The organism is Nocardia yunnanensis (assembly GCF_003626895.1).
Lineage (GTDB): Bacteria > Actinomycetota > Actinomycetes > Mycobacteriales > Mycobacteriaceae > Nocardia > Nocardia yunnanensis.
This window is the reverse complement of the sequence record NZ_CP032568.1, coordinates 132,146-152,078: the sequence shown is the minus strand read 5'-3', so window position 1 is coordinate 152,078 and position 19,933 is coordinate 132,146. Positions and strand designations below refer to the sequence as shown.

The 19,933-nt window shown below is 67.6% G+C and carries 18 protein-coding genes; 11 read left to right on the top strand and 7 right to left on the bottom strand.

Annotated features, from left to right (window positions below; all coding sequences use genetic code 11):
* Positions 1-135: 135 nt before the first annotated feature.
* A complete protein-coding gene (locus D7D52_RS00650) occupies positions 136-1,293 on the top strand; it encodes an alkane 1-monooxygenase (protein ID WP_120734576.1) in 1,158 nt (385 codons plus the stop codon).
* A 33-nt stretch (positions 1,294-1,326) separates the two neighbouring features.
* Complete coding sequence (gene ahcY / locus D7D52_RS00645) at positions 1,327-2,802, top strand: adenosylhomocysteinase (RefSeq protein WP_120734575.1); 1,476 nt, start codon at positions 1,327-1,329, stop codon at positions 2,800-2,802.
* 94 nt (positions 2,803-2,896) lie between these two features.
* Here the strand turns inward: ahcY and D7D52_RS00640 are convergent, their stop codons facing one another.
* A complete protein-coding gene (locus tag D7D52_RS00640; RefSeq protein WP_120734574.1) occupies positions 2,897-3,157 on the bottom strand; it encodes a hypothetical protein in 261 nt (86 codons plus the stop codon).
* A gap of 150 nt (positions 3,158-3,307) precedes the next feature.
* Between D7D52_RS00640 and D7D52_RS00635 the strand changes: the two genes are divergently transcribed.
* From D7D52_RS00635 to D7D52_RS00595, 9 genes are all read left to right on the top strand, one after another.
* Positions 3,308-3,955: a dTMP kinase gene (locus D7D52_RS00635; RefSeq protein ID WP_120734573.1), complete on the top strand. Its 648-nt coding sequence runs from the start codon at positions 3,308-3,310 to the stop codon at positions 3,953-3,955.
* A gap of 78 nt (positions 3,956-4,033) precedes the next feature.
* Positions 4,034-4,711 (top strand): MtrAB system response regulator MtrA, encoded by a 678-nt coding sequence (gene mtrA / locus D7D52_RS00630; protein ID WP_029931579.1) that lies wholly within the window; start codon positions 4,034-4,036, stop codon positions 4,709-4,711.
* Entirely contained in the window at positions 4,708-6,534 is a 1,827-nt protein-coding gene (gene mtrB, locus D7D52_RS00625) for an MtrAB system histidine kinase MtrB (RefSeq protein WP_120734572.1), read from the top strand. Before mtrA ends, mtrB begins: the two co-directional genes overlap by 4 nt.
* Complete coding sequence (gene lpqB / locus D7D52_RS00620; RefSeq protein WP_120734571.1) at positions 6,531-8,333, top strand: MtrAB system accessory lipoprotein LpqB; 1,803 nt, start codon at positions 6,531-6,533, stop codon at positions 8,331-8,333. The genes mtrB and lpqB overlap by 4 nt, the downstream gene beginning before the upstream one ends.
* A gap of 15 nt (positions 8,334-8,348) precedes the next feature.
* Complete coding sequence (locus tag D7D52_RS00615) at positions 8,349-8,993, top strand: ComF family protein (RefSeq protein WP_120734570.1); 645 nt, start codon at positions 8,349-8,351, stop codon at positions 8,991-8,993.
* A gap of 232 nt (positions 8,994-9,225) precedes the next feature.
* Positions 9,226-9,900, top strand: a complete 675-nt coding sequence (gene hpf, locus D7D52_RS00610; RefSeq protein WP_425464647.1) for a ribosome hibernation-promoting factor, HPF/YfiA family — start codon at positions 9,226-9,228, stop codon at positions 9,898-9,900.
* Between the two features lie 162 nt (positions 9,901-10,062).
* Positions 10,063-11,355, top strand: coding sequence for an acetyl-CoA C-acyltransferase (locus D7D52_RS00605; RefSeq protein ID WP_120734568.1), 1,293 nt, complete (start codon positions 10,063-10,065; stop codon positions 11,353-11,355).
* 333 nt (positions 11,356-11,688) lie between these two features.
* Positions 11,689-12,138, top strand: coding sequence for a hypothetical protein (locus D7D52_RS00600; protein ID WP_162958104.1), 450 nt, complete (start codon positions 11,689-11,691; stop codon positions 12,136-12,138).
* A gap of 59 nt (positions 12,139-12,197) precedes the next feature.
* Positions 12,198-12,503: a hypothetical protein gene (locus tag D7D52_RS00595; protein WP_120734566.1), complete on the top strand. Its 306-nt coding sequence runs from the start codon at positions 12,198-12,200 to the stop codon at positions 12,501-12,503.
* Here the strand turns inward: D7D52_RS00595 and bluB are convergent.
* From bluB to D7D52_RS00565, 6 genes are all read right to left on the bottom strand, one after another.
* Positions 12,500-13,132, bottom strand: a complete 633-nt coding sequence (gene bluB / locus D7D52_RS00590) for a 5,6-dimethylbenzimidazole synthase (protein ID WP_120743672.1) — start codon at positions 13,130-13,132, stop codon at positions 12,500-12,502. The genes D7D52_RS00595 and bluB overlap by 4 nt on opposite strands.
* Positions 13,133-13,257: 125 nt before the next feature.
* Positions 13,258-14,511: a fatty acid desaturase family protein gene (locus D7D52_RS00585; RefSeq protein WP_120734565.1), complete on the bottom strand. Its 1,254-nt coding sequence runs from the start codon at positions 14,509-14,511 to the stop codon at positions 13,258-13,260.
* A 95-nt stretch (positions 14,512-14,606) separates the two neighbouring features.
* Positions 14,607-16,061: a fatty acid desaturase family protein gene (locus D7D52_RS00580; RefSeq protein WP_120734564.1), complete on the bottom strand. Its 1,455-nt coding sequence runs from the start codon at positions 16,059-16,061 to the stop codon at positions 14,607-14,609.
* Between the two features lie 189 nt (positions 16,062-16,250).
* A complete protein-coding gene (locus tag D7D52_RS00575; RefSeq protein ID WP_120734563.1) occupies positions 16,251-17,414 on the bottom strand; it encodes a ferredoxin reductase in 1,164 nt (387 codons plus the stop codon).
* Positions 17,415-17,548: 134 nt separating this feature from the next.
* Positions 17,549-18,082, bottom strand: a complete 534-nt coding sequence (locus tag D7D52_RS00570; protein ID WP_187703175.1) for a DUF6912 family protein — start codon at positions 18,080-18,082, stop codon at positions 17,549-17,551.
* Between the two features lie 52 nt (positions 18,083-18,134).
* Complete coding sequence (locus D7D52_RS00565; RefSeq protein ID WP_120734562.1) at positions 18,135-19,556, bottom strand: WS/DGAT/MGAT family O-acyltransferase; 1,422 nt, start codon at positions 19,554-19,556, stop codon at positions 18,135-18,137.
* Between the last annotated feature and the right edge of the window lie 377 nt (positions 19,557-19,933).

Below are 19,933 nucleotides of genomic sequence, written 5' to 3'. Positions count from 1 at the left end.
CGCTCGAGAACCGACTGCTCATGATGTAACGGTTGCCACCTTTGGGTCTGACGGCGTGCTGTAACAGGGACTACGTTTCAAGATATGTAGCTGCGGTGTCGGATGAGGTAGAAAATTAGCGGGGCAATTGTGCAAATGGCTGGCAAACGGTCGGGTTCGCCGGATCCGAAACGCCACCTGTGGGTGCTGGGGTTGATCGCGCCCATGAGTGCGTTGTTGCCGTCGCAGCTGGTGTTGTACACCAAGCTCGAGGTGTTCTGGTGGATCGGACCGATCATCGTGCTGATCGTCATTCCGGTGCTGGACTGGGTCGTTGGGGAAGACGGCACCAATCCGCGCGACGAGGACTACGAGCTGCTCTCCAAAGACCGGTATTACCGGTGGTGCACCTATATGTTCCTCCCGGTTCAGCTGTCCGGGTTGATCATTGCCGCCTACATGTGGTCCGGGGACGCCCTCTCGGTCGTCGACAAACTGGGGCTGGCGGCGACGCTGGGCTTCGTCAGCGGCATCGGCATCAACGCCGCGCACGAACTCGGGCACCGGGTGGAGCATCTGGAGCGCTGGCTCTCGAAAATCGCGCTTGCGCAGTCGGCGTACGGGCATTTCTTCGTCGAGCACAACAAGGGCCACCACGCCCGCGTCGCCACCCCGGAGGATCCGGCCAGCGCCCGGATGGGGGAGTCGCTGTGGGAGTTCCTGCCGCGCAGCGTGATCGGCGGTTTCCGCTCGGCTATCCACATCGAGCGCGAGCGGCTGAAGCGCAAGGGGCACCGCTGGTTCAGCGTGCACAACCACATCCTCCAGGCGTGGGCCATGACCGCTGTCCTGTTCGGCGCGTTGCTGGCGATTTACGGACTGCGGATCCTGCCGTATCTGGTGCTGCAGGCGGTGATCGGTGCGGCACTGCTCGAAACCGTGAACTACGTCGAGCATTACGGCCTGCTGCGGCGGCGCCGGCCGAACGGCGGCTGGGCGCGTTGCTCGCCGCGCGACAGCTGGAACTCCGACCGGTTGGTCACCAATATCTTCCTGTTCCATCTGCAGCGGCACAGCGATCATCACGCCAATCCGGGACGCCGGTACCAGACTCTGCGCACCTCCGAGGAGGCGCCGCAGCTTCCGGCGGGCTACGCCACCATGATCGTGCTCGCCTTGTTCCCGCCGCTGTGGCGCATCATCATGGACCCGCGACTGCTCGAGCATTACGCGGGTGATGTCAGCCAGGCCAATATCCAACCGCGCAAGCGAGAGCGCATCCTCGCCGCGTACGAGTACCGGGCGGCCGCGTAGGGTTTGGGGGAACCAGCCGACCAGGAGAGGCAGATGACGAGCGCTGTGTCCAGCAAGATGACCGCTGACGTCCGCAATGGCATCGATTACAAGGTGGCGGACCTGTCACTGGCCGAGTTCGGCCGCAAGGAGATTCGCCTCGCCGAGCACGAGATGCCGGGCCTGATGGCGCTGCGTCGCGAGTACCACGATGTGCAGCCGCTCAAGGGTGCGCGGATTTCGGGCTCGCTGCACATGACGGTGCAGACCGCCGTGCTGATCGAGACCCTCGTCGCGCTAGGCGCCCAGGTGCGGTGGGCGTCCTGCAACATCTTCTCCACCCAGGACCACGCGGCCGCCGCGGTCGTGGTCGGTCCGCACGGCACCGTCGAGGAGCCCAAGGGCACTCCGGTTTTCGCCTGGAAGGGCGAGACCCTCGAGGAGTACTGGTGGGCCGCCGAGCAGATGCTGACCTGGCCGGGCGAGCCCGCCAACATGATCCTCGACGACGGCGGCGACGCCACCATGCTGGTGCTGCGCGGCGCGCAGTACGAGAAGGCGGGCGTGGTGCCGCCGGAGGACGAGACCCACTCGGCCGAATTCAAGGTGTTCTTGAACCTGCTGCGCGCCAGCCTCGAGGCCGACGCCACCAAGTGGGGCACGATCGCGGACTCGGTCAAGGGCGTCACCGAGGAGACCACCACCGGCGTGCTGCGGCTCTACCAGTTCGCGGCCGCGGGTGAGCTGTCGTTCCCGGCGATCAACGTCAACGACTCGGTCACCAAGTCGAAGTTCGACAACAAGTACGGCACCCGCCACTCGCTCATCGACGGCATCAACCGCGGCACCGACGTGCTCATCGGCGGTAAGAAGGTGCTGATCTGCGGCTACGGCGATGTCGGCAAGGGCTGCGCGGAATCGATGGCCGGGCAGGGCGCGCGCGTGCAGGTCACCGAGATCGACCCGATCAACGCGCTGCAGGCGCTGATGGACGGCTTCGACGTGGTCACCGTGGAGCAGGCCATCGGCGACGCCGACATCGTCATCACCTCCACGGGCAACAAGGACATCATCCTGCTCGACCACATGAAGGCGATGAAGGACCAGGCCATCCTGGGCAATATCGGCCACTTCGACAACGAGATCGACATGGCCGCCCTGGAGCGCTCGGGCGCGGACCGGCTGAACATCAAGCCGCAGGTCGACCTGTGGACGTTCAAGGAGTCCGGCAAGTCGATCATCGTGCTGTCGGAGGGCCGCCTGCTCAACCTGGGCAACGCCACCGGCCACCCGTCGTTCGTGATGTCGAACTCGTTCTCCAACCAGGTCATCGCGCAGATCGAGCTGTGGACCAAGCCGGACGAGTACGACAACGAGGTCTACCGCCTCCCCAAGCACCTCGACGAGAAGGTCGCCAAGATCCACGTCGAGGCCCTCGGCGGCACCCTGACCAAGCTCACCAAGGATCAGGCCGAGTACATCGGCGTCGACGTGGAGGGCCCCTTCAAGCCCGACCACTACCGCTACTGAGCGCAATCGCCGGTAGTACCTGAACAATTCGGCCGGTCACCGTGGGTGACCGGCCGAATGTCGTTGGCGGGGACCGGTTCCCGGTCCGCCGGCGCTAGACGCAGATGTCCAGCAGGGGGACCCAGGTCTTGCCCTGGATGGTGCAGATGGCCGCGTTGATCAGCTCGCCGGCGCTGGAGCCGGTGCCGCCGACATTGCTCGAGCCGGAGCCGCCGGAGCCCGAGGGGACCGACGAGCCGGAGTTGGCGGCGACGGGATCGAGGGTGACCGGGGCCGCGGCGGCGGTGCCGGCGGCGGAGAGCGCGGCCGCGGTGAGGGCGGCGGCGGTCAGCGAATAGGCGAAGCGAGACTTCATCAGGTTGTGCTCCTTGCAGGGGTTATTGGCTCGGACCCTACAAGAGTTGACTGGCGTGCGTTTCGAATTTGCGCGGGTTGTTCGCGGGGCCGGTGGTATTGCGGGGCAGCCGTGGCCGGCCCGTCGCGGGGGTTCGGTACTCTCCCCTGCATGGGTGCACTGATCGCGATAGAAGGGCTCGACGGCGCGGGTAAGCGCACGTTGACCGATGCTGTCGTCGCCGATCTGGTCGCCCGCGGCCTGCGGGTCGCCACCCTCGCGTTTCCGCGCTACGGGGTGTCCGTGCACGCCGACCTCGCCGCCGAGGCGCTGCGCGGCGGTCATGGAGATACCGCCCAGTCCGTGAACGCCATGGCGCTGCTGTTCGCCCTCGACCGGGCCGAGGCGCGGGACGAACTCTCGAAACTGCTGGCGGACAACGACATCCTGTTACTGGACCGCTACGTGGCCTCCAATGCCGCCTATTCCGCGGCCCGGTCGCGGCAGGACGCGCGCGGCGAAATCGTCTCCTGGGTGGCGGAATTGGAGTTCGAACGCTTCGGACTGCCCGCCCCGAATATCCAGATTCTTCTGGATGTCCCGGTCGATGTGGCCGAGGAGCGCGCTCGCCTGCGCGGCGCGGCCGACACAGCGCGTGCTCTGGACTCCTATGAGAAAGACGGGGAACTGCAGCGGCGCACCGGTACTGTCTATCGTGAGCTGGCCGAAATCAACTGGCGTGGAAGCTGGTGGGTGCATCGGACCGGTGACGATCCGGCAACATTGGCCGCGCGCCTCGCGGAAATTGTTGCTGGATAGGGTTGGATGTGCGCCGACAGGTCACGAGTGTTGGCGTGGCGGCCGAATCAGAGCCGGAGAGGTGACAAACTAGACGTTATGAAGCCGAAGATTCTGGTCGTCGACGACGATATGGCTCTCGCGGAGATGCTCACGATCGTCTTGCGGGGTGAGGGTTTCGACCCTCACGTCGTCGGTGACGGCACGCAGGCGCTGACCGCGGTCCGGGAGCTGCGCCCGGATCTCGTGTTGCTGGATCTCATGCTGCCCGGCATGAACGGCATCGACGTGTGCCGGGTGCTGCGAGCCGATTCGGGAGTGCCCATCGTGATGCTGACGGCGAAGACCGATACGGTCGACGTCGTCCTGGGTTTGGAAAGCGGCGCCGACGATTACATCGTCAAGCCGTTCAAGCCGAAGGAACTCGTCGCTCGAGTGCGGGCCCGCCTGCGCCGCACCGAGGAGGAGCCGCAGGAACTGCTGTCCATCGCCGACATCGTCATCGATGTGCCCGCGCACAAGGTGACTCGCGGCGGTCAGCAGATCTCGCTGACTCCCTTGGAATTCGATCTGCTGGTGGCGTTGGCCCGCAAGCCGCGTCAGGTGTTCACCCGCGAGGTGCTGCTCGAACAGGTCTGGGGCTACCGGCATGCCGCCGATACCCGCCTGGTCAACGTGCACGTGCAGCGGTTGCGCGCCAAGGTGGAGAAGGATCCCGAGAACCCTGAGATCGTGCTGACCGTGCGAGGTGTGGGCTACAAGGCCGGACCGCCGTGATCGCTGGTTCCAGAAACCGCGTTCAGCGGTTGCTGGCGGTAGTGGTGGCCTGGTTCCGCAATCTCGGCGAGCAACTGGGTCATGTATGGCGGCGTTCGCTGCAGTTGCGCGTCGTCGTGTCCACCCTCACCCTGTCGTTGATCGTCATCACGATTCTGGGCGTCGTGCTCACGAGTCAGATCACCGACCGGTTGTTGGACGCGAAGATCAACGCGGCCGTCGAGGAAATGGGCCGCGCCCGCAACACCGTTCAGAACCAACTGACCGGTGTGCACGACTCGGGCACCCAGCAGAGCCGTTTGGACGATGCCCGCCGCGCGCTGTTCTCCAGCGCCGGCGGGACCCAAACCGGCGGCGCCGCAGGCAGTTACGAGGCCGCCCTGGCCATGACGGGGGACACCGGGCAGGAGATCACCTCCGGCGCCATCCAGGAAATCCCCACCGAGCTACGGCAATTCGTCAAACAGCGGCAGGTCTCCTATCAGTTCGCGACGGTCTCCAGCCCGGATGGGTACAAGGGCTCGGCGCTGATCATCGGCAGCCCCTCGGCCGATATCGATTCCCTGGAGATCTATCTGATCTTCCCGCTCACCAACGAGCAACGCAGCCTGTCGCTCATGCGCGGCACCATGCTCATCGGCGGCATCGTGCTGCTGGTGCTGCTGGCCGCCATCACCGCCCTGGTGACCCGGCAGGTGGTGCTGCCCATCCGGTCCGCGGCGCGCATCGCGAGTCGCTTCGCCGACGGGCGGCTCAAGGAGCGCATGCTGGTGCGTGGTGAGGACGATATGGCGCGGCTGGCCATGTCGTTCAACGAGATGGCCGAAAGCCTGTCCAACCAGATCACCCAACTCGAGGAGTTCGGAAATCTGCAGCGACGCTTCACCTCCGACGTCAGCCACGAGCTGCGCACGCCGTTGACCACCGTGCGCATGGCCGCCGACCTCATCCACGGATCCAGCGACGACCTGGACCCGGCGCTGGCGCGTTCGGCCGAACTGCTGGTCAACGAACTCGATCGCTTCGAGGGCCTGCTCAACGATCTGCTCGAGATCAGCCGCCACGACGCGGGTGTGGCCGAACTGCAGGTGGAATCGCTGGACGTGCGCATGTGCGCGCGGGCCGCGGTCTCCACCGTGCGGCACCTGGCCAAGGAGTCCGGCGTGGAACTCGTGGTCGACATGCCTGAGGAACCGCTGGTCGCCGAGGTGGATCCGCGCCGCGTCGAACGCGTGCTGCGCAATCTGCTCGCCAATGCCATCGACCACAGCGAGGGCAAACCCGTCCTGATGCGCATGCGCGGCGACAGCGACGCCAACGCCGTGTCCATCGTGGTGCGCGATCAGGGCGTCGGCCTGCGGCCCGGTGAGGAGAAGCTGGTGTTCAACCGCTTCTGGCGTTCGGACCCCTCCCGCATGCGGCGCTCCGGCGGCACCGGGCTGGGCCTGTCCATCAGCGTCGAGGACGCCAACCTGCACGAGGGCAAGCTCGAGGCCTGGGGCGAGATCGGCGTGGGCGCGAGCTTCCGGCTCACGCTGCCGCTGGTGCGCGGGCGCAAGCTCGGGCCCAGCCCACTGTCGTTGGAACCGCCCAAGATTCGCGGCGCGGTCTCACCCGAACAGCTGGCGCTCGACATCGCGAGCTCGGACGCCACACCCGAGGCCATCGCCTCGGCGGCCGCGGTGCTGGAATCCGCGCCCGCGCCACTGGAATTGGAGCCGGGCCCGGCGGAGCCGGCGGCCACGCCCAACGGTGAGGCCGGATTCGATTCCATCACACCGGAATTCCCGTCGGCCTCGTCCAGTCCGGACGGCCAGTCATGACGGCTCCCACAGCCCGCCTCCGGCGTGCTCTGGTCGCCCTGTGCTGCCTGGGGCTGCTGTCGGCGTGCGCGAGCCTGCCGGACTCCTCGGCGCCGCAGGCGCTGGGCAGCCTCGACCATCAGCCCACCAGCACCGCGCCCACCCCGCCCATCGCCGGGCGCGAACCCGAACAGCTGCTGCTGGACTTCCTGCAGGCCACCGCCGATCCCAGCGACCGGCACCAGGCGGCCCGGCAATTCCTCTCGCCGGCGGCGAATACGCAGTGGGACGACGCGGCCACCACCACCATCGTCGACTCGCAGCCCAACACGCTGCGCGAATCGCGCACCGGTGACAACGCCACCTATGTGATCCGGGCGCGCAAGATCGGTGAGCTCGCCGCGGACGGTTCCTACCGGGCCGCGGACGGCACCCTGGAGACCAAGATCGATATGGAGAAGGTCGACGGTCAGTGGCGGGTCAAGGATCTGCCCTCCGGGGTGATCGTCGAACAGACCGCGTTCGCCAAGTCCTACCACCGGTATTCGCTGTTCTTCCCCAACCCGGCCGGCGTGGCCATGGTGCCCGATCTGCGCTGGATCTCGGTGCGCAAGGACCAGCTCGCGCAGCGGCTGCTGGGCCTGCTGAGCGCGGGGCCGCAGACCGCGCTGTCGCCGGCGGTGCGCAATCCGATGGGCGCGCCGGTGGCCGTGCGCGGGCAGATCACCAAGGCCAACGGCGATCCGGAGAACGTCGGCGTCGGCGGTGGCGGTGTGGGCGTGGACTTCTCGGGCGCGGCCGCGCTCGATCAACCCACCCGCGACCTGATGGCGGCGCAGGTGGTGCTGACCCTCTCCAGCGCCGACGTGGCCGGGCCGTATCTGCTCAATGCCGACGGCAAACCGCTCGACGACAAGTTCGCCAACGGCTGGCAGCGCTCCGACGTGGACGCCAAGAGTCCGGATGTGGTCGGGCGCAACCGGATCGGGCTGCACGCGGTGCGCGACGGGTCGCTGGTCGCGGTCACCGACAGCGGAATCGCGCCCGCCCCCGGCTTCTTCGGCACCACCCACACCCTGCAATCGGTGGGACTCTCGCCCGACGGGCAGCTGGTGGCGGCGGTCGCCAAATCCGGTCGCCCCGATCCCGAACCCGAACGCACGCTGATCATCGGCACCTACGACGGGCAGGGCGGGTTCCCGGTCGCCACCGGCGGCACCTTCACCCGGCCGTCGTGGCCCGCCGACGGCGGCTCGGCGTGGTCGGTGGTGGACGGCGACCGGGTGATCCGGGCCGTGCACGACCGCGCCACCGGCAATGTGTCGGTGCAGGACGTCGACATCGCGGAACTGGTCGCGGCGGCGGCCAATTCGTCCTCGCCGCGCGCCCCGATCACCGAGCTGCGCATCTCGCCGTCCGGGGCGCGGGCCGCGCTCATCGCCAACGGCAAGGTGTACGTGGCGGTGGTGGTGCCGCAGGCCAATGGGAAGTTCGCGCTGACCTCGCCGCTGCCGCTGGCCATCGGGCTGAGCACGCCCGCGGTCACCATCGACTGGCTCACCGACGAGAAGGTCATGGTGGGCCGGGACGGCAATGTCGATCCGGTGGCCGGCGTGCTCGTCGACGGTTCCGAATTCAAATCCCAGACCTCGCAGAACCTGACCCCGCCGGTGCGGGTGGTGAGCGCCGCGCCGGATCAGGAGTACGTCGCCGACTCGCGGGCGGTGCTGGAGCTGACCCGCAATCCCGAAGGGCGCGAGGACTACTGGCGCGAAGTTCCGGGACTGGGGGCCAACGCGGTCCCGGTGCTGCCCGGGTAGGCGCACACTGGGGGCATGGGGGAGTTGCTGGATCTGATCCTGCCGCGCGCCTGCGGCGGGTGCGGCCGGGCGGGCGCCGCGTGGTGCGCCCGGTGCGCGGACGCGCTGTCGGGTCCGCCGCTGCGCATCCGCCCGCGCGCCGATCCCGGGGTGCCGTGCTGGGCGCTGGGTCCCTACCGCGGGGCGCCGCGCGCGGCGGTGCTGGCCGTCAAGGAGCATTGCCGCCGGGACCTGACGAAGCCGTTGGGGTTCGCGATGGCCAGGGGACTGGATCGTTTGCGCGACACCGGCCGCCCGCTGGTGCTGATCCCCGCGCCCAGCCGGCGCGCCGCGGCGCGCGTCCGGGGCGGTGATCCGGTGGCGCGTTCCGGAAGCGTCGCGGCGAGTTGGCTACCGGGTTGCCGACTGGTACGGCTGTTGCGCATGCGACCAGGCGTGCGTGACTCGGTGGGCCTGGGACACGCCGATCGCCAGCACAATCTGCGCGGGCGGATCATCGTAGCCACCACCCGCCCGCCGGGCGCCCTGTTTCCGGCAAATGCCGAGGTAGTGCTGATCGATGACGTGTTGACCACAGGTGCCACGGTGCGTGAATCGGTGCGTGCGCTGGCTGAGGCGGATGTGACTGTTCGTGCCGTGCTGGTTACCTGCGCGGCTTGATTCTTCGAAATTTGCGTGAACACTGGCGGACAGGTCGCTGGCGCACTAGGTTGGCGATCAGACACCCGAACCGCAAGTTTGGAGGTGGCGCCTCGGACATTATGTGCCGAGCGAATCATTCGATCGGCACACGTTTCAATCCCGCCGCACGAGCGGCTTGTGCGGCCAGATCCGGGAGGTACGCGTGACGACCACTTCACGAGTCTCAGCGAAGAACGCAGACACCGCGGTGCTGCTCGATGACGAATTCATCCCCGATGAATCCATTCCCCCGAGGGCAACCAATGCGGACGTCGTGGTCAAGGGAAGGACCCTCGGTGAGGGTGGAGTTCCCGACCATTTCCGAATTCACGTGTCGGACAAGCTCTCTCGACTGGAGCGTTTCGACCCCTCCATCTATCTGTTCGATGTGGAGCTCACCCACGAACGCAATCGTCGTCAACGCAAGAACTGCCAGCGCATAGAGATCACCGCCCGCGGCAAGGGTCCGGTCGTCCGGTCCGAAGCCTGCGCGGACTCCTTCTACGCCGCCCTCGAGTCGGCCGTCGAGAAGCTGGAGAGCCGATTGCGCCGGCTCAAGGACCGCCGCCGCGTCCATCACGGGGACAAGACGCCGATCTCGGTGTCGCAGGCGACCGCGGGGCTGCTCGACGAATCCCTGTTCGCCTCGAACGGGGATGCCGCCCACGATCATTCGGCCACCGAGACGGACGGCGAAAACGCCGGTCCCGGCCACGTCGTGCGCGTCAAGCAGCACCCGGCGATCCCCATGACGGTCGATGACGCCCTCTACCAGATGGAGCTCGTCGGCCACGATTTCTTCATGTTCCAGGACAAGGAGACCGACCGACCGTCGGTCGTCTATCGGCGCCACGCCTTCGACTACGGGCTCATCAGGCTCGCCTAGCGAAGCGGGAACAACTCTCTCGAGAGTGCCGCACAATCCACCCCCTTTCGGCCGGGGTCTCGGGACAGGCCCCGGTCGACCATGATCCTTCGGTGTGACTCGACCTTCCGGTGTGACCTCATCGCTCTTGCTGTGACGCGATGTATCAGTTAAAACTGGCTCATGGCTAAACCAGGCGCTCGCCGTGCTGTCATCGTCGCCGGGGCGCGAACCCCCTTCGTGCGGGCATTCACCGATTTCACGCGGATGGACTCCATCGACCTCGCCGACACCGCCGTGCGGGGACTGCTGGAACGCACCGGTCTGCCCAAGACCGACGTCCAGGCCATCGTCTGGGGCGGGGTGATCCTGCCCAGCGCGGCGCCGAACATCGCGCGCGAGATCGCCCTGGACCTGGCACTGGACCCGGGTTGTGAGGGCTACACCGTCACGCGCGCCTGCGCGTCCGGCCTGCAGGCGGTGGTGTCCGCGGCCGCCGCCATCGAGCGCGGCGAGTACGACATCATGATCGCCGGCGGCAGCGACTCCACCAGCAATGCCGAGGTCAAACTGCCGCAGAAGGTGGTGCACGCGGCCGCGCCGCTGGCGCTGGGCAAGCCCAAGGCCAAGGACTACCTCACGGCCGCAACACAACTCGCGCCGTTCTACGATCTGCTGCCGCGGCGGCCCCAGATCGCCGAGCGCACCACCGGCGAGGTGATGGGCGAGTCGGCCGAGAAAATGGCTCGCATCCACGGCATTTCGCGCGGCGCGCAGGACGCCTTCGCCGCCACCTCGCATCATCGGGCCGCGGCCGCCATCGAATCGGGCCGGTTCGACCGCGAGGTGCTGAGCGTCGCCACCCCCGACGGCGGGTCGGTCACCCGCGACGGACTGGTCCGCCGGGACACCAGCCTGGCCAAACTCTCCAAGCTGGCACCGGTTTTCGCCGAGAACGGCACCGTCACCGCCGGCAATGCCAGCCCCCTCACCGACGGCGCGGCCGCGGTGCTGCTGATGAGCGAGGAGAAGGCGCGCGCACTCGGCCTGCAACCGCTGGCCGCCTTCCGCTCCTGGAGCTTCGTCAGCGTCGACCCGCGCGATCAGGTGCTCATCGGCCCCGCCATCTCCATGCCGCACGCCCTCGACAAGGCCGGAATGTCGCTGGCCGACATCGATTTCGTCGACATCCACGAGGCCTTCGCCGCCCAGACCCTCTCCGTCGTCTCGGCGCTCGCCAGCCACGAATGGGCCAAGACCCGCCTCGACCGCGACACCGCCGTCGGCCAGATCGACCCCGCCACCCTCAACGTGCACGGCGGCTCGGTCTCACTCGGCCACCCCTTCGGCGCGACCGGCGCCCGCATGGTCACCACCATGGCCAACGAACTCGCCCTGACCGGAAAATCCACGGCCCTCCTGGGCATCTGCGCGGCCGGCGGCATCGGCGCATCAGCAGTGCTCGAGCGCGTCTGAGCGAGGGCAGGCCGGGGCGTTGCCGCCGAGACACCGGCGGTGAGCGCGGGCCCCGGCCATCACCACCCGCGTGGTCGCCGGCCGCCACCGGCATATCCAACGGCGCTGGGTCATGGTGTAGACCGTCGCGGCATCCGCGCGACCCCACAGCGCCCGCGCGAGATTCCGGGGGGATCGACCCGATTGCGCCGTTGGGGGCGCGGCGGCGTGATCGAGCCTTCGTGCAGGTGAGGGTGCGGTTCGGGGTGGCGCGGGCGGTGTAGGCCGAAATCGGCGGTGGCAGGCTGGGGTCGAATGGGTACCCCAGGCGAAACGAGCTGAGCGGAGGCGAACATGGTCGAACGGACAATGGCCGGGGCCGCGGCATTCGTGTTCGCGACCGGTCTCGGCGCTCTGGGCGTGCTGGGCGATGCGGCGTCGGCCGCGGCGTTGCCGCTGCCGGTGACCGGTTCCGACAGTGGGGCACCGGCGACGGATCACGATCTCACCCAGCGGCTGCGCGACGCGCAATCCCATGCCGGGGAACGGCATACGGTGTACGGGCTGGTGTATTCCGATGCGGCGGTGTGGACCCTGGCCTTCGTCAACGGCGGGCCGACGGACTACTACACGATCGACGGTGCGCGCGTGGAACTCGCGCCGCCCGCCGTCGGCAAGCTCACGCAGGGCGACGTGTTCACCGGCACCATCACCATCACCGGCAAACAGGATTCCGGCGATCCGGTGGTGACCCTGGACGATTACGCGGTCATCGGGCACCGCCCGGCCGACGCGCTGCGCTAGACCCGCCGACGCGCGGGAAATGATTGCCGCCCGAAACGCCCGCGGCACACAATTTCCCTGTGGCATTCCGGGAATGGAAGCAGATGGTCTCGCACGGTGACAGCGATCGAGGCATCGCCGCGCGCATGGGCACCAACCAGATGCGGGTGTCGCGGCATCTGAGCGGTGATTCCCCGGTGGCCGAGACCGTCATCGCGTTCAGCCGCACCTACGGGGTCAGCCCGATCGAAGGTTTGATCGAGGCGGGCTTCCTGACCCGCGGCGACGTCCATCGGGCCGGGCTGGTGGAAGCGCTGCGCGAGGCCACCGGTGCGGAACTCGCCGCCGAGGTGACCCGCCGGCTCACCGGCGGCCTGGCGGACTAGTCGTCCGAGCGGGGCGTGAATTTGTCCCAGTGGACGGCGGATTCGAGGGGGCGGCGGGTGCGCCAGCCGAAACGTTCCAGATCGGGCACCCGCTGGAATTCGCGCACCGGGCCGACGCAGAGCCAGGCCACGGGTTTCACCCCGGGCGGCAGGTCGAGCAGGTCGGTAAGGAAGGGTTCGTCGTAGAAGCTGACCCAGCCGACGCCCACGCCCTCCGCGGTCGCGGCCAGCCACAGGTTCTGGATGGCCAGGATGGTCGAGTAGATGCCGGTCTCGGGGACCGTGGCGCGCCCGAGCACATGGGTGCCGCCGCGGGCCTGATTGTGGGTGACCACGATGCCGGTGCCGCTCTCGACAATGCCCTCGATCTTGATGGGATTGAAGGTCTCCGCGCGGTCGGCGGGCAGCGAATCATGGAATTGCCGGCGCTTTTCCGCCACATGGCCGGCGAATGCGCTCAGCGTGGCGGGATCCCGCAGCACCACGAAATCCCAGGGCATGGAATTGCCGACGCTGGGGGCGCGATGCGCCGCCTCGAGAATGCGCAGCAGGGTGTCGTCGTCCACCACCTCGCCGGAGAATTCGGCGCGGACGTCACGGCGCAATTTGATGGCGTCGTAGACGCTCAGACATTCGGGGGCACTACACGGACCTTCGGAACACACGGCGACCAGTCAATCACGGCATCCTGTGAACCGAGAACGCCCCCACCGGCAGTCGGTGGGGGCGTTCGTGCGCTCGATGCGGAACGCGCTCAGCGCGCCAGCGCGGGCTCGCGGCGGCGGGCCAGCTTGCGCCCGCCCTCCTTGAGCGCGGTGCGCAGACCACGGCGGCGTCCGGTCATCGGGTCGATGCTGGACTCGCCGCCGAACACCTTCTCCGACTTGGTTTCCGGCGCGTCGTCGGTGCCGCGGCGCAGGTACTTGTTGGGCAGCGACAGCTTCATGATGGTGCGCCACGACTTGGCGTACTGCACCGGCAGCGAACCGGTGGTGTAGGGCAGGTCGTATTTCTCGCACAGGGCGCGCACCCGAACCGCGATGTCCGCCAGGCGGTTCGACGGGATGTCCGGGTACAGGTGGTGCTCGATCTGGTGCGAGAGGTTGCCGGTCATGAAGTGCATGAGCGGGCCGCCGGAGATATTGGCCGAGCCCAGCATCTGCCGCAGGTACCACTCGGCCTGCGTCTCGTTGTCGCAGTCGAACTTGGTGAACTTCTCCGCGCCGTCGGGGAAGTGGCCGCAGAAGATGACCGCGTTGGTCCACACATTGCGCACCACATTGGCGGCCAGGTTGGCCGTCAGCGTGCCCAGGAAGGCCGGGCCGGTGAGCAGCGGGAAGATCAGGTAGTCCTTGGCGGCCTGCCTGCCGATCTTCTCGAGCACCAGCCGCCGGTCCACCTCGAACTGCTTGCGCTCGGGGGAATCCGGGGCCCACTTCTTCTTCGCGACCTTGCCGAGTTCCAAATGCTGGACGGCGACGCCGTATTCGAAGAACATCTGCAGCAGCAGGTTGTAGAGGGGCTGGCCCAGATAGAACGGGGACCAGCGCTGATCGCGGGTGACGCGCAACAGGCCGTAGCCGATGTCGTCGTCCATGCCCAGCACGTTGGTGTACTTGTGGTGCAGGAAGTTGTGGGTGATCTTCCAGTGTTCGGAGGGACCGGCGTTGTCCCATTCCCACTTGGTCGAGTGGATTTCCGGATCGTTCATCCAGTCCCACTGCCCGTGCATCACATTGTGGCCGATCTCCATGTTCTCGATGATCTTGGCGGTGCCCAGCAGGGCCACGCCGGCCAGCCACGCGGGCGGGAACAGACTCGCGAAAAGCACTGCGCGGCCACTGATCTCGAGGCCCCGCTGGAGACGGATCACATTGCGGATGTAACGGGCATCCTTGTCACCGAGGGTGGATTCGACCTCGCGGCGGATGGCGTCGAGCTCCGCCCCGATCGCTTCGACATCCTCCGGGGTGAGGTGCGCGTATTCCTTGACATCCGAGATCGCCATACTGGTTACAGTACCGTAGGTTACGGTGCCGTAGGTTGGTGCGGATCGAATCTCTACCGTGTCGAATACCGCATTGTATTCGCGATGCGAGTCTGCTAGCCGTTGCGGCGCAGCTTACGCGACAACCAGCCGCCGCGCTGCGCTTTCTCGGTCAGCAAAGCCGTTTCCGTCCTTGCCTTTTCCTGCAATGTCGCCTTGGCCTCGCGCAATACCTGCTTCTCGTGCGCGGCCTTCTCCTTGAGCGCCACCTTGGCCTCCTGCATGGCCGAGCGCAGCCCGCGCCGCTCACCCGTCTCCGGGTCCAGGCCCCAATGCGGCTGATGCTCGGCCAGCCAGTCGCTCGCGCTGTGCTCGGCCAGCCATTCACTGCCGTTCCAGGTCGGCATGGACGGCAGCGAGATGCCCGCGAACTTGCGCTCCGAGGAGGTCTCCGGCGCATCGTCGGAGGTGCGCTTGAGCCACTGATCCGGCAGCGCCAGCTTGTGAATCGTGCGGAACGCCAACAGGTATTGCTTGCCCAGCGAGCCGGTGGTGTACGGCAGGTCGTACTTGTCGCACAGTTCGCGCACCTTCACCGACACCTCCGGATACCGATTGCTCGGCAGATCCGGGAACAGGTGATGCTCGATCTGGTAGCTGAGATTGCCGCTCATGAAACCCATGGCCGGGCCCGCCTTGAAATTCGCGCTGCCCAGCATCTGCCGCAGGTACCACTCGCCCTGCGTCTCGTTCTCGAACTGCTCCTCGGTGAACTTCTCGGCGCCGTCGGGGAAATGGCCGCAGAAGATGACCGCGTACGCCCACAGATTGCGAATCAGATTCGCGGTGGCATTCGCCTTGAGCGTCGACTTCCAGGCCGGGCCGGTAAGCGCCGGATAGATCACGAAATCCTTCGCCGCCTGTTTGCCGGCCTTGCGCCAGAACGCCTTGTTCGGCTCGTTGACGACATGGCGCGGCGGGAAGAACGACGTCGGCGGGATGCCCATCTGTTCCTTCTGCGCCGACAGATCGTGCAGGGCGATGCCCCACTCGAACAGCGCGGCCAGGAACAGATTCGCCACCGGCTGCACCAGATTGATGGGCTTCCACTCCTCGTCGCGCGTCATGCGCAGGATGCCGAAACCGAGGTCGTCGTCCATGTCGAGGATGTTGGTGTACATGTGGTGCGAATAGTTGTGCGCGGCTTTCCACTGCCCGGAAGTCCCCGTCATATCCCACTCCCAGGTGGTGGAGTGGATCTCCGGGTCGTTCATCCAGTCCCATTGCCCGTGGCTGATGTTGTGCCCGAGTTCCATGTTCTCGATGATCTTCGCGACCGACAGCAGCGCGGTGCCGGTGAGCCAGGCCCAGCGCTTCTTGGACGCGAACAGCGTGGCCCGGCCGGCTGCCTCGATAATCCGTTGCGCCGCAATGGTGCGCCGGATGTACTTGGCATCCTTCGCGCCCAGCGACGACTCGACGTCACGGCGAATCGTGTCGAGCTCATGTCCGAGCGACTCGATGTCGGCCGCCGAAAGATGAGCGAACGCCTTGATATCGGTGATTGCCACCGCGAGGTCCTTCCGTGTCTAATTTGCCCTACGCTTCGCTACGGGCGGGTTCGCGGCCCTGGAGGTCTCGTTCTTCCCTCCCTCCGCTCCCCCGCTCCGCTCAGTCCAGAACGAGACGGGCCGCGAACCACAGGGGTTTGCTATTGAGCGTAGCGGTCTCTCGGCGTTGAGGTTCCGGTGACACAAGCGTCACACCTCGACGGTACAGTCGCCCGCGGCCACCGAGATGCAGGTCTGGATCTTGTCGCCGGCGCGGTGTTCCTTGCCGTTGCGCAGGTCGCGGGTGTGGCCCTCGGTGAGGGTGACCACGCAGGTCTGGCAGATGCCCATGCGGCAGCCGAACGGCATGCGCACGCCCGCGCCCTCGCCTGCCTGCAGCAGCGTGGTCGCGCCGTCCACCTCGGCGCTGCGGCCGGCCTTGGCGAAGGTGACCGTGCCGCCCTCGGCGGTGGCGTTGCGTTCGATCTCGAACCGCTCGACGTGCAGCTTGTCGGCGAGACCGGCGGCGGCCCAATGCTTCTCGATCTCGTCGAGCATGGGCAGCGGGCCGCAGGCCCAGACCTCGCGCGCACGCCAGTCCGGGCACACCTCGTCGAGATCGGCGAGCGCGAACTTGCCCTGCTCGCCGGTGAGGTGCAGGTGTGCGGTGAAACCCGGTCGGCGCTCGTGCAATTCACGCAACTCCTCGCCGAACATGATGTCGTCGGGGGTGCGCGCGGAGTGGATGTGCAGCACGTCCGGGACGGTGTCGCGGCGATCGAGGGTGCGCAGCATGGCCATCACGGGCGTGATGCCCGAGCCCGCGGTCACGAACAGCACCTTGTCCGGCGCCGGGTCCGGCAGCACGAAACCGCCCTGCGGCGCGGCCAGCCGCACGATGGTCCCGGCGGGCACACCGGAGACGATATGGCTGGACAGGAAGCCCTCCGGCATGGCCTTCACGGCGATGGAGATGAGCCGCTTGCCCTTGTGCTGCGGATCGCCCGACCAATCCGGCGGGCAGGTCAGCGAATACGAGCGCCAATGCCAGCGGCCGTCCACCAGCACGCCGATCCCGATGTACTGGCCCGGCTGGAACTTGAAGTCGAAACCCCAGCCCGGCTTGATTACCAGGGTGGCCGCATCGGCGGTCTCCTTGCGGACCTCCACGATGCGGCCGCGCAGCTCACGAGCCGACCACAGCGGGTTGATCAGATGGGCGTAATCGTCGGGCAGCAGGGGAGTGGTGATGCGCGCGGCCGCACCGCGCAGCGTGTCGAGGGGAGTCCGTCCGGCGGTACCACCCTCGGCCACGGGCGCTTCCAGCCATTCCCGCAGTCCTCGCACGGAGAATCCACCACTCTTCGATGCCATATCCCGGAACGCTTCCTGTCGTGAGTACCCCTGTCACCCCGTGTGATGGGCGACCGTCACAACCAGGTTACGGCATCGTAGGTTACGGTGCCGGAGCCAGCCTGCGAACACTCGAGGCCCTTGCGAGTTCCGCGTCACAGCAGGTCGAGCAGGAATGGCAGCTCTTGCGCGGCATACCAGGCGAGTTGGTGATCCTCCGCGTCGCCGAGCACGAACTCGGCGTCCGCGTCGCCCATGTCGGCGGCGTCGATCACCTCGACGGCCTTGGCGACCTCGGATTCGGCCTCGGCCAGATCCACGTGGACCGAGGCGATGCGGTCGTAGGGGATCGGGGCCGAGAGGCGGACCACGGCATCGTCGAGATCCGGGCGCAGCGTCGCATCGTCGACGTCGGCGGCGATGACCGCGCGGCGGAAGATCGGACTCCCGGGCGCGGCGGCGGAGTCGTCCGCGGCGTCCGCGTCGCCCGCATCGGCGCCGCGCAGGTCCGCGGCCTCCTGCTCCTGCGCCAGCAGCCGCAGCGAGGCGCGCGCCGCCTCGGCCATGGCGACCTCGGCGAGCTCCTCGTCGTCACCGGAGGCATACGCCTCGCGCAACGCCGGGGTCACCGCGAAGGCGGTGTCGTTGAGGGCGCGGATCTCCCGGTCGGCGACCAGCTCCCGCAGCATCGGCACCGTGGCCGGAACGTAAACGCGCAGCTTCCGCGATACGCGGGACGACTCACTGGACGCAGGCACCGAGCATCTCCTCCATCGACTCGTGCACCGAAGCGGTCAGCACCGCGATATCCGCCATCGCGTCGCGATCGGCCGTGAGCCCGTAGAACACTCGCCCGTCGTAGGACGTGAGCCCGATGCTCAGGGCCTGAAAGCGCAGCAGCGGCGACACCGGGTACATCTCCAGCATCCGCGCGCCGCCGATGTACATGGGCTGCTGCGGACCCGGCGCGTTGGTGATCACCAGATTGAACGTGTGCTCTGCAAAAGTACTCGCCGAGCGCACGCTCATGGCATGCAGGCTCGCCGGAGCGAATCCGGCCATGTGCACCAGCGTGCGCGCCCGCACCCCGCGCTGATGCCGGCCGTGACCGTCGGTGGCGTGCTTGATGTGCTCCATGCGGATCACCGGATTCGGTTCGCCCACCGGCAGATCCAGCAGGAGCGGGGTGACCTCGCCGGCCGGTTTGAGCCGGCCGGGCGCGCCGTCGGCATGGATCGACATGGGCGCCACCGCGCGCAGGGTATCGGCCTCGGTGAGCACGTGCCCGCGCGAGAGCAGCCAGTTGCGCAGTGCCCCGGTCACCACGGCGAGGACCACGTCGTTGATGGAGCAGTCGAAGCGTTTGCGGATCTTGCGATAGTCCTCGAGATCGGTGCGCACCACCTCGACCCGGCGATTGCGTGAGGTGCGAATGTTCAGGGGGCTGTCGGGTGCGCCGAGCGCGGCGGCGCGGACCATCGACACCAGTTTCGCCATCGCCTTGCCGGCGGCGTCGACCATGGCGAACGCCTCGGCCGCGTGCCGGCGCGCCACCTCCAGGCCCTCGCGCGGCTGGGTGGCCAGGTGCAGGACCGCGCCGAGCAGCAGTTCGACGTCGGCGGGTTCGCGATGCGCGATCCAGGCGTCGCCGGCCACCTCCCGGGGCGCGGCCGAGGTGTCCAGGATCACATGCCCGATCTCGAGCGCGCCGTCCCCGTCCACCAGCGCCGAATGGGTCTTGGTGAAGACCGCGCAGCGGCCCTCCGACAGGCCCTCGACCAGGTACATCTCCCACAGCGGCCGGGTGCTGTCGAGCGGGCGCGAGGCCAGCCGGGCCACCAGGTCCAGCAGCTGCTCGTCGGTGCCCGGCTCGGGCAGCGCCGAGCGGCGAATGTGATAGGTGATGTCGAACTGGCCGTCGTCCACCCACACCGGGCGGCCCAGTGCGAACGGCACCTCCCGCACCTTGCGCCGATACCGCGGCACCAGCGGCAGCCGCGCCTCGACCAGCGACACCAGGCCCTCGTAATCCAGCGGCGTCCGCCCGGAATTCCCGCCGGCCGCCGGATTGCGGACGATGGCCAGGGAGCCGATGTGCATGGGGTTGCTGCTGGATTCCAGCCGGTAGAACGACGCGTCCTGCGGCGTCAGTCTGGTGATCACGCTGCCCGCTACTCCCTAATCCCTGCCTGCGCCCGCAGTATGTCCCCCTGCCGAGGCGTCGGCTGTCCACGGCATACGCCGTTCGAGAGGCAAGTTATCGCAATCCGATCACCTGGGGGAATGGATGGGCCGCACTGCCCGAGATCCCACGCCGCACCCGGCGTCCCCTGCTCCGGGTGCGCGGGCGCAAGCCATCCGCACGCCGGACCCCCTACATCGTACGTCAGGGGTAAGTGAAACCGAGTGGGACGCAAGGGCATTCGCTGAACGGTCGCTGGGTGCCCCGGAATCGTCATTCCGGCGTGCTCTTGGCCGGAATCCACCCTGTTGCGTTGGATCCCGGCCAAAGGCATGCCGGGATGACGGGGCCCATGTCC

What these genes read in the sequence shown, in the direction of transcription:
- D7D52_RS00650 (WP_120734576.1), top strand. Translation starts at nt 136, where the DNA reads ATGGCTGGCAAACGGTCGGGTTCGCCGGATCCGAAACGCCACCTGTGG.
- ahcY (WP_120734575.1), top strand. Translation starts at nt 1,327, where the DNA reads ATGACGAGCGCTGTGTCCAGCAAGATGACCGCTGACGTCCGCAATGGC.
- D7D52_RS00640 (WP_120734574.1), bottom strand. Translation starts at nt 3,157, where the DNA reads ATGAAGTCTCGCTTCGCCTATTCGCTGACCGCCGCCGCCCTCACCGCG.
- D7D52_RS00635 (WP_120734573.1), top strand. Translation starts at nt 3,308, where the DNA reads ATGGGTGCACTGATCGCGATAGAAGGGCTCGACGGCGCGGGTAAGCGC.
- mtrA (WP_029931579.1), top strand. Translation starts at nt 4,034, where the DNA reads ATGAAGCCGAAGATTCTGGTCGTCGACGACGATATGGCTCTCGCGGAG.
- lpqB (WP_120734571.1), top strand. Translation starts at nt 6,531, where the DNA reads ATGACGGCTCCCACAGCCCGCCTCCGGCGTGCTCTGGTCGCCCTGTGC.
- D7D52_RS00615 (WP_120734570.1), top strand. Translation starts at nt 8,349, where the DNA reads ATGGGGGAGTTGCTGGATCTGATCCTGCCGCGCGCCTGCGGCGGGTGC.
- D7D52_RS00605 (WP_120734568.1), top strand. Translation starts at nt 10,063, where the DNA reads ATGGCTAAACCAGGCGCTCGCCGTGCTGTCATCGTCGCCGGGGCGCGA.
- D7D52_RS00600 (WP_162958104.1), top strand. Translation starts at nt 11,689, where the DNA reads ATGGTCGAACGGACAATGGCCGGGGCCGCGGCATTCGTGTTCGCGACC.
- D7D52_RS00585 (WP_120734565.1), bottom strand. Translation starts at nt 14,511, where the DNA reads ATGGCGATCTCGGATGTCAAGGAATACGCGCACCTCACCCCGGAGGAT.
- D7D52_RS00575 (WP_120734563.1), bottom strand. Translation starts at nt 17,414, where the DNA reads ATGGCATCGAAGAGTGGTGGATTCTCCGTGCGAGGACTGCGGGAATGG.
- D7D52_RS00570 (WP_187703175.1), bottom strand. Translation starts at nt 18,082, where the DNA reads ATGCTGCGGGAGCTGGTCGCCGACCGGGAGATCCGCGCCCTCAACGAC.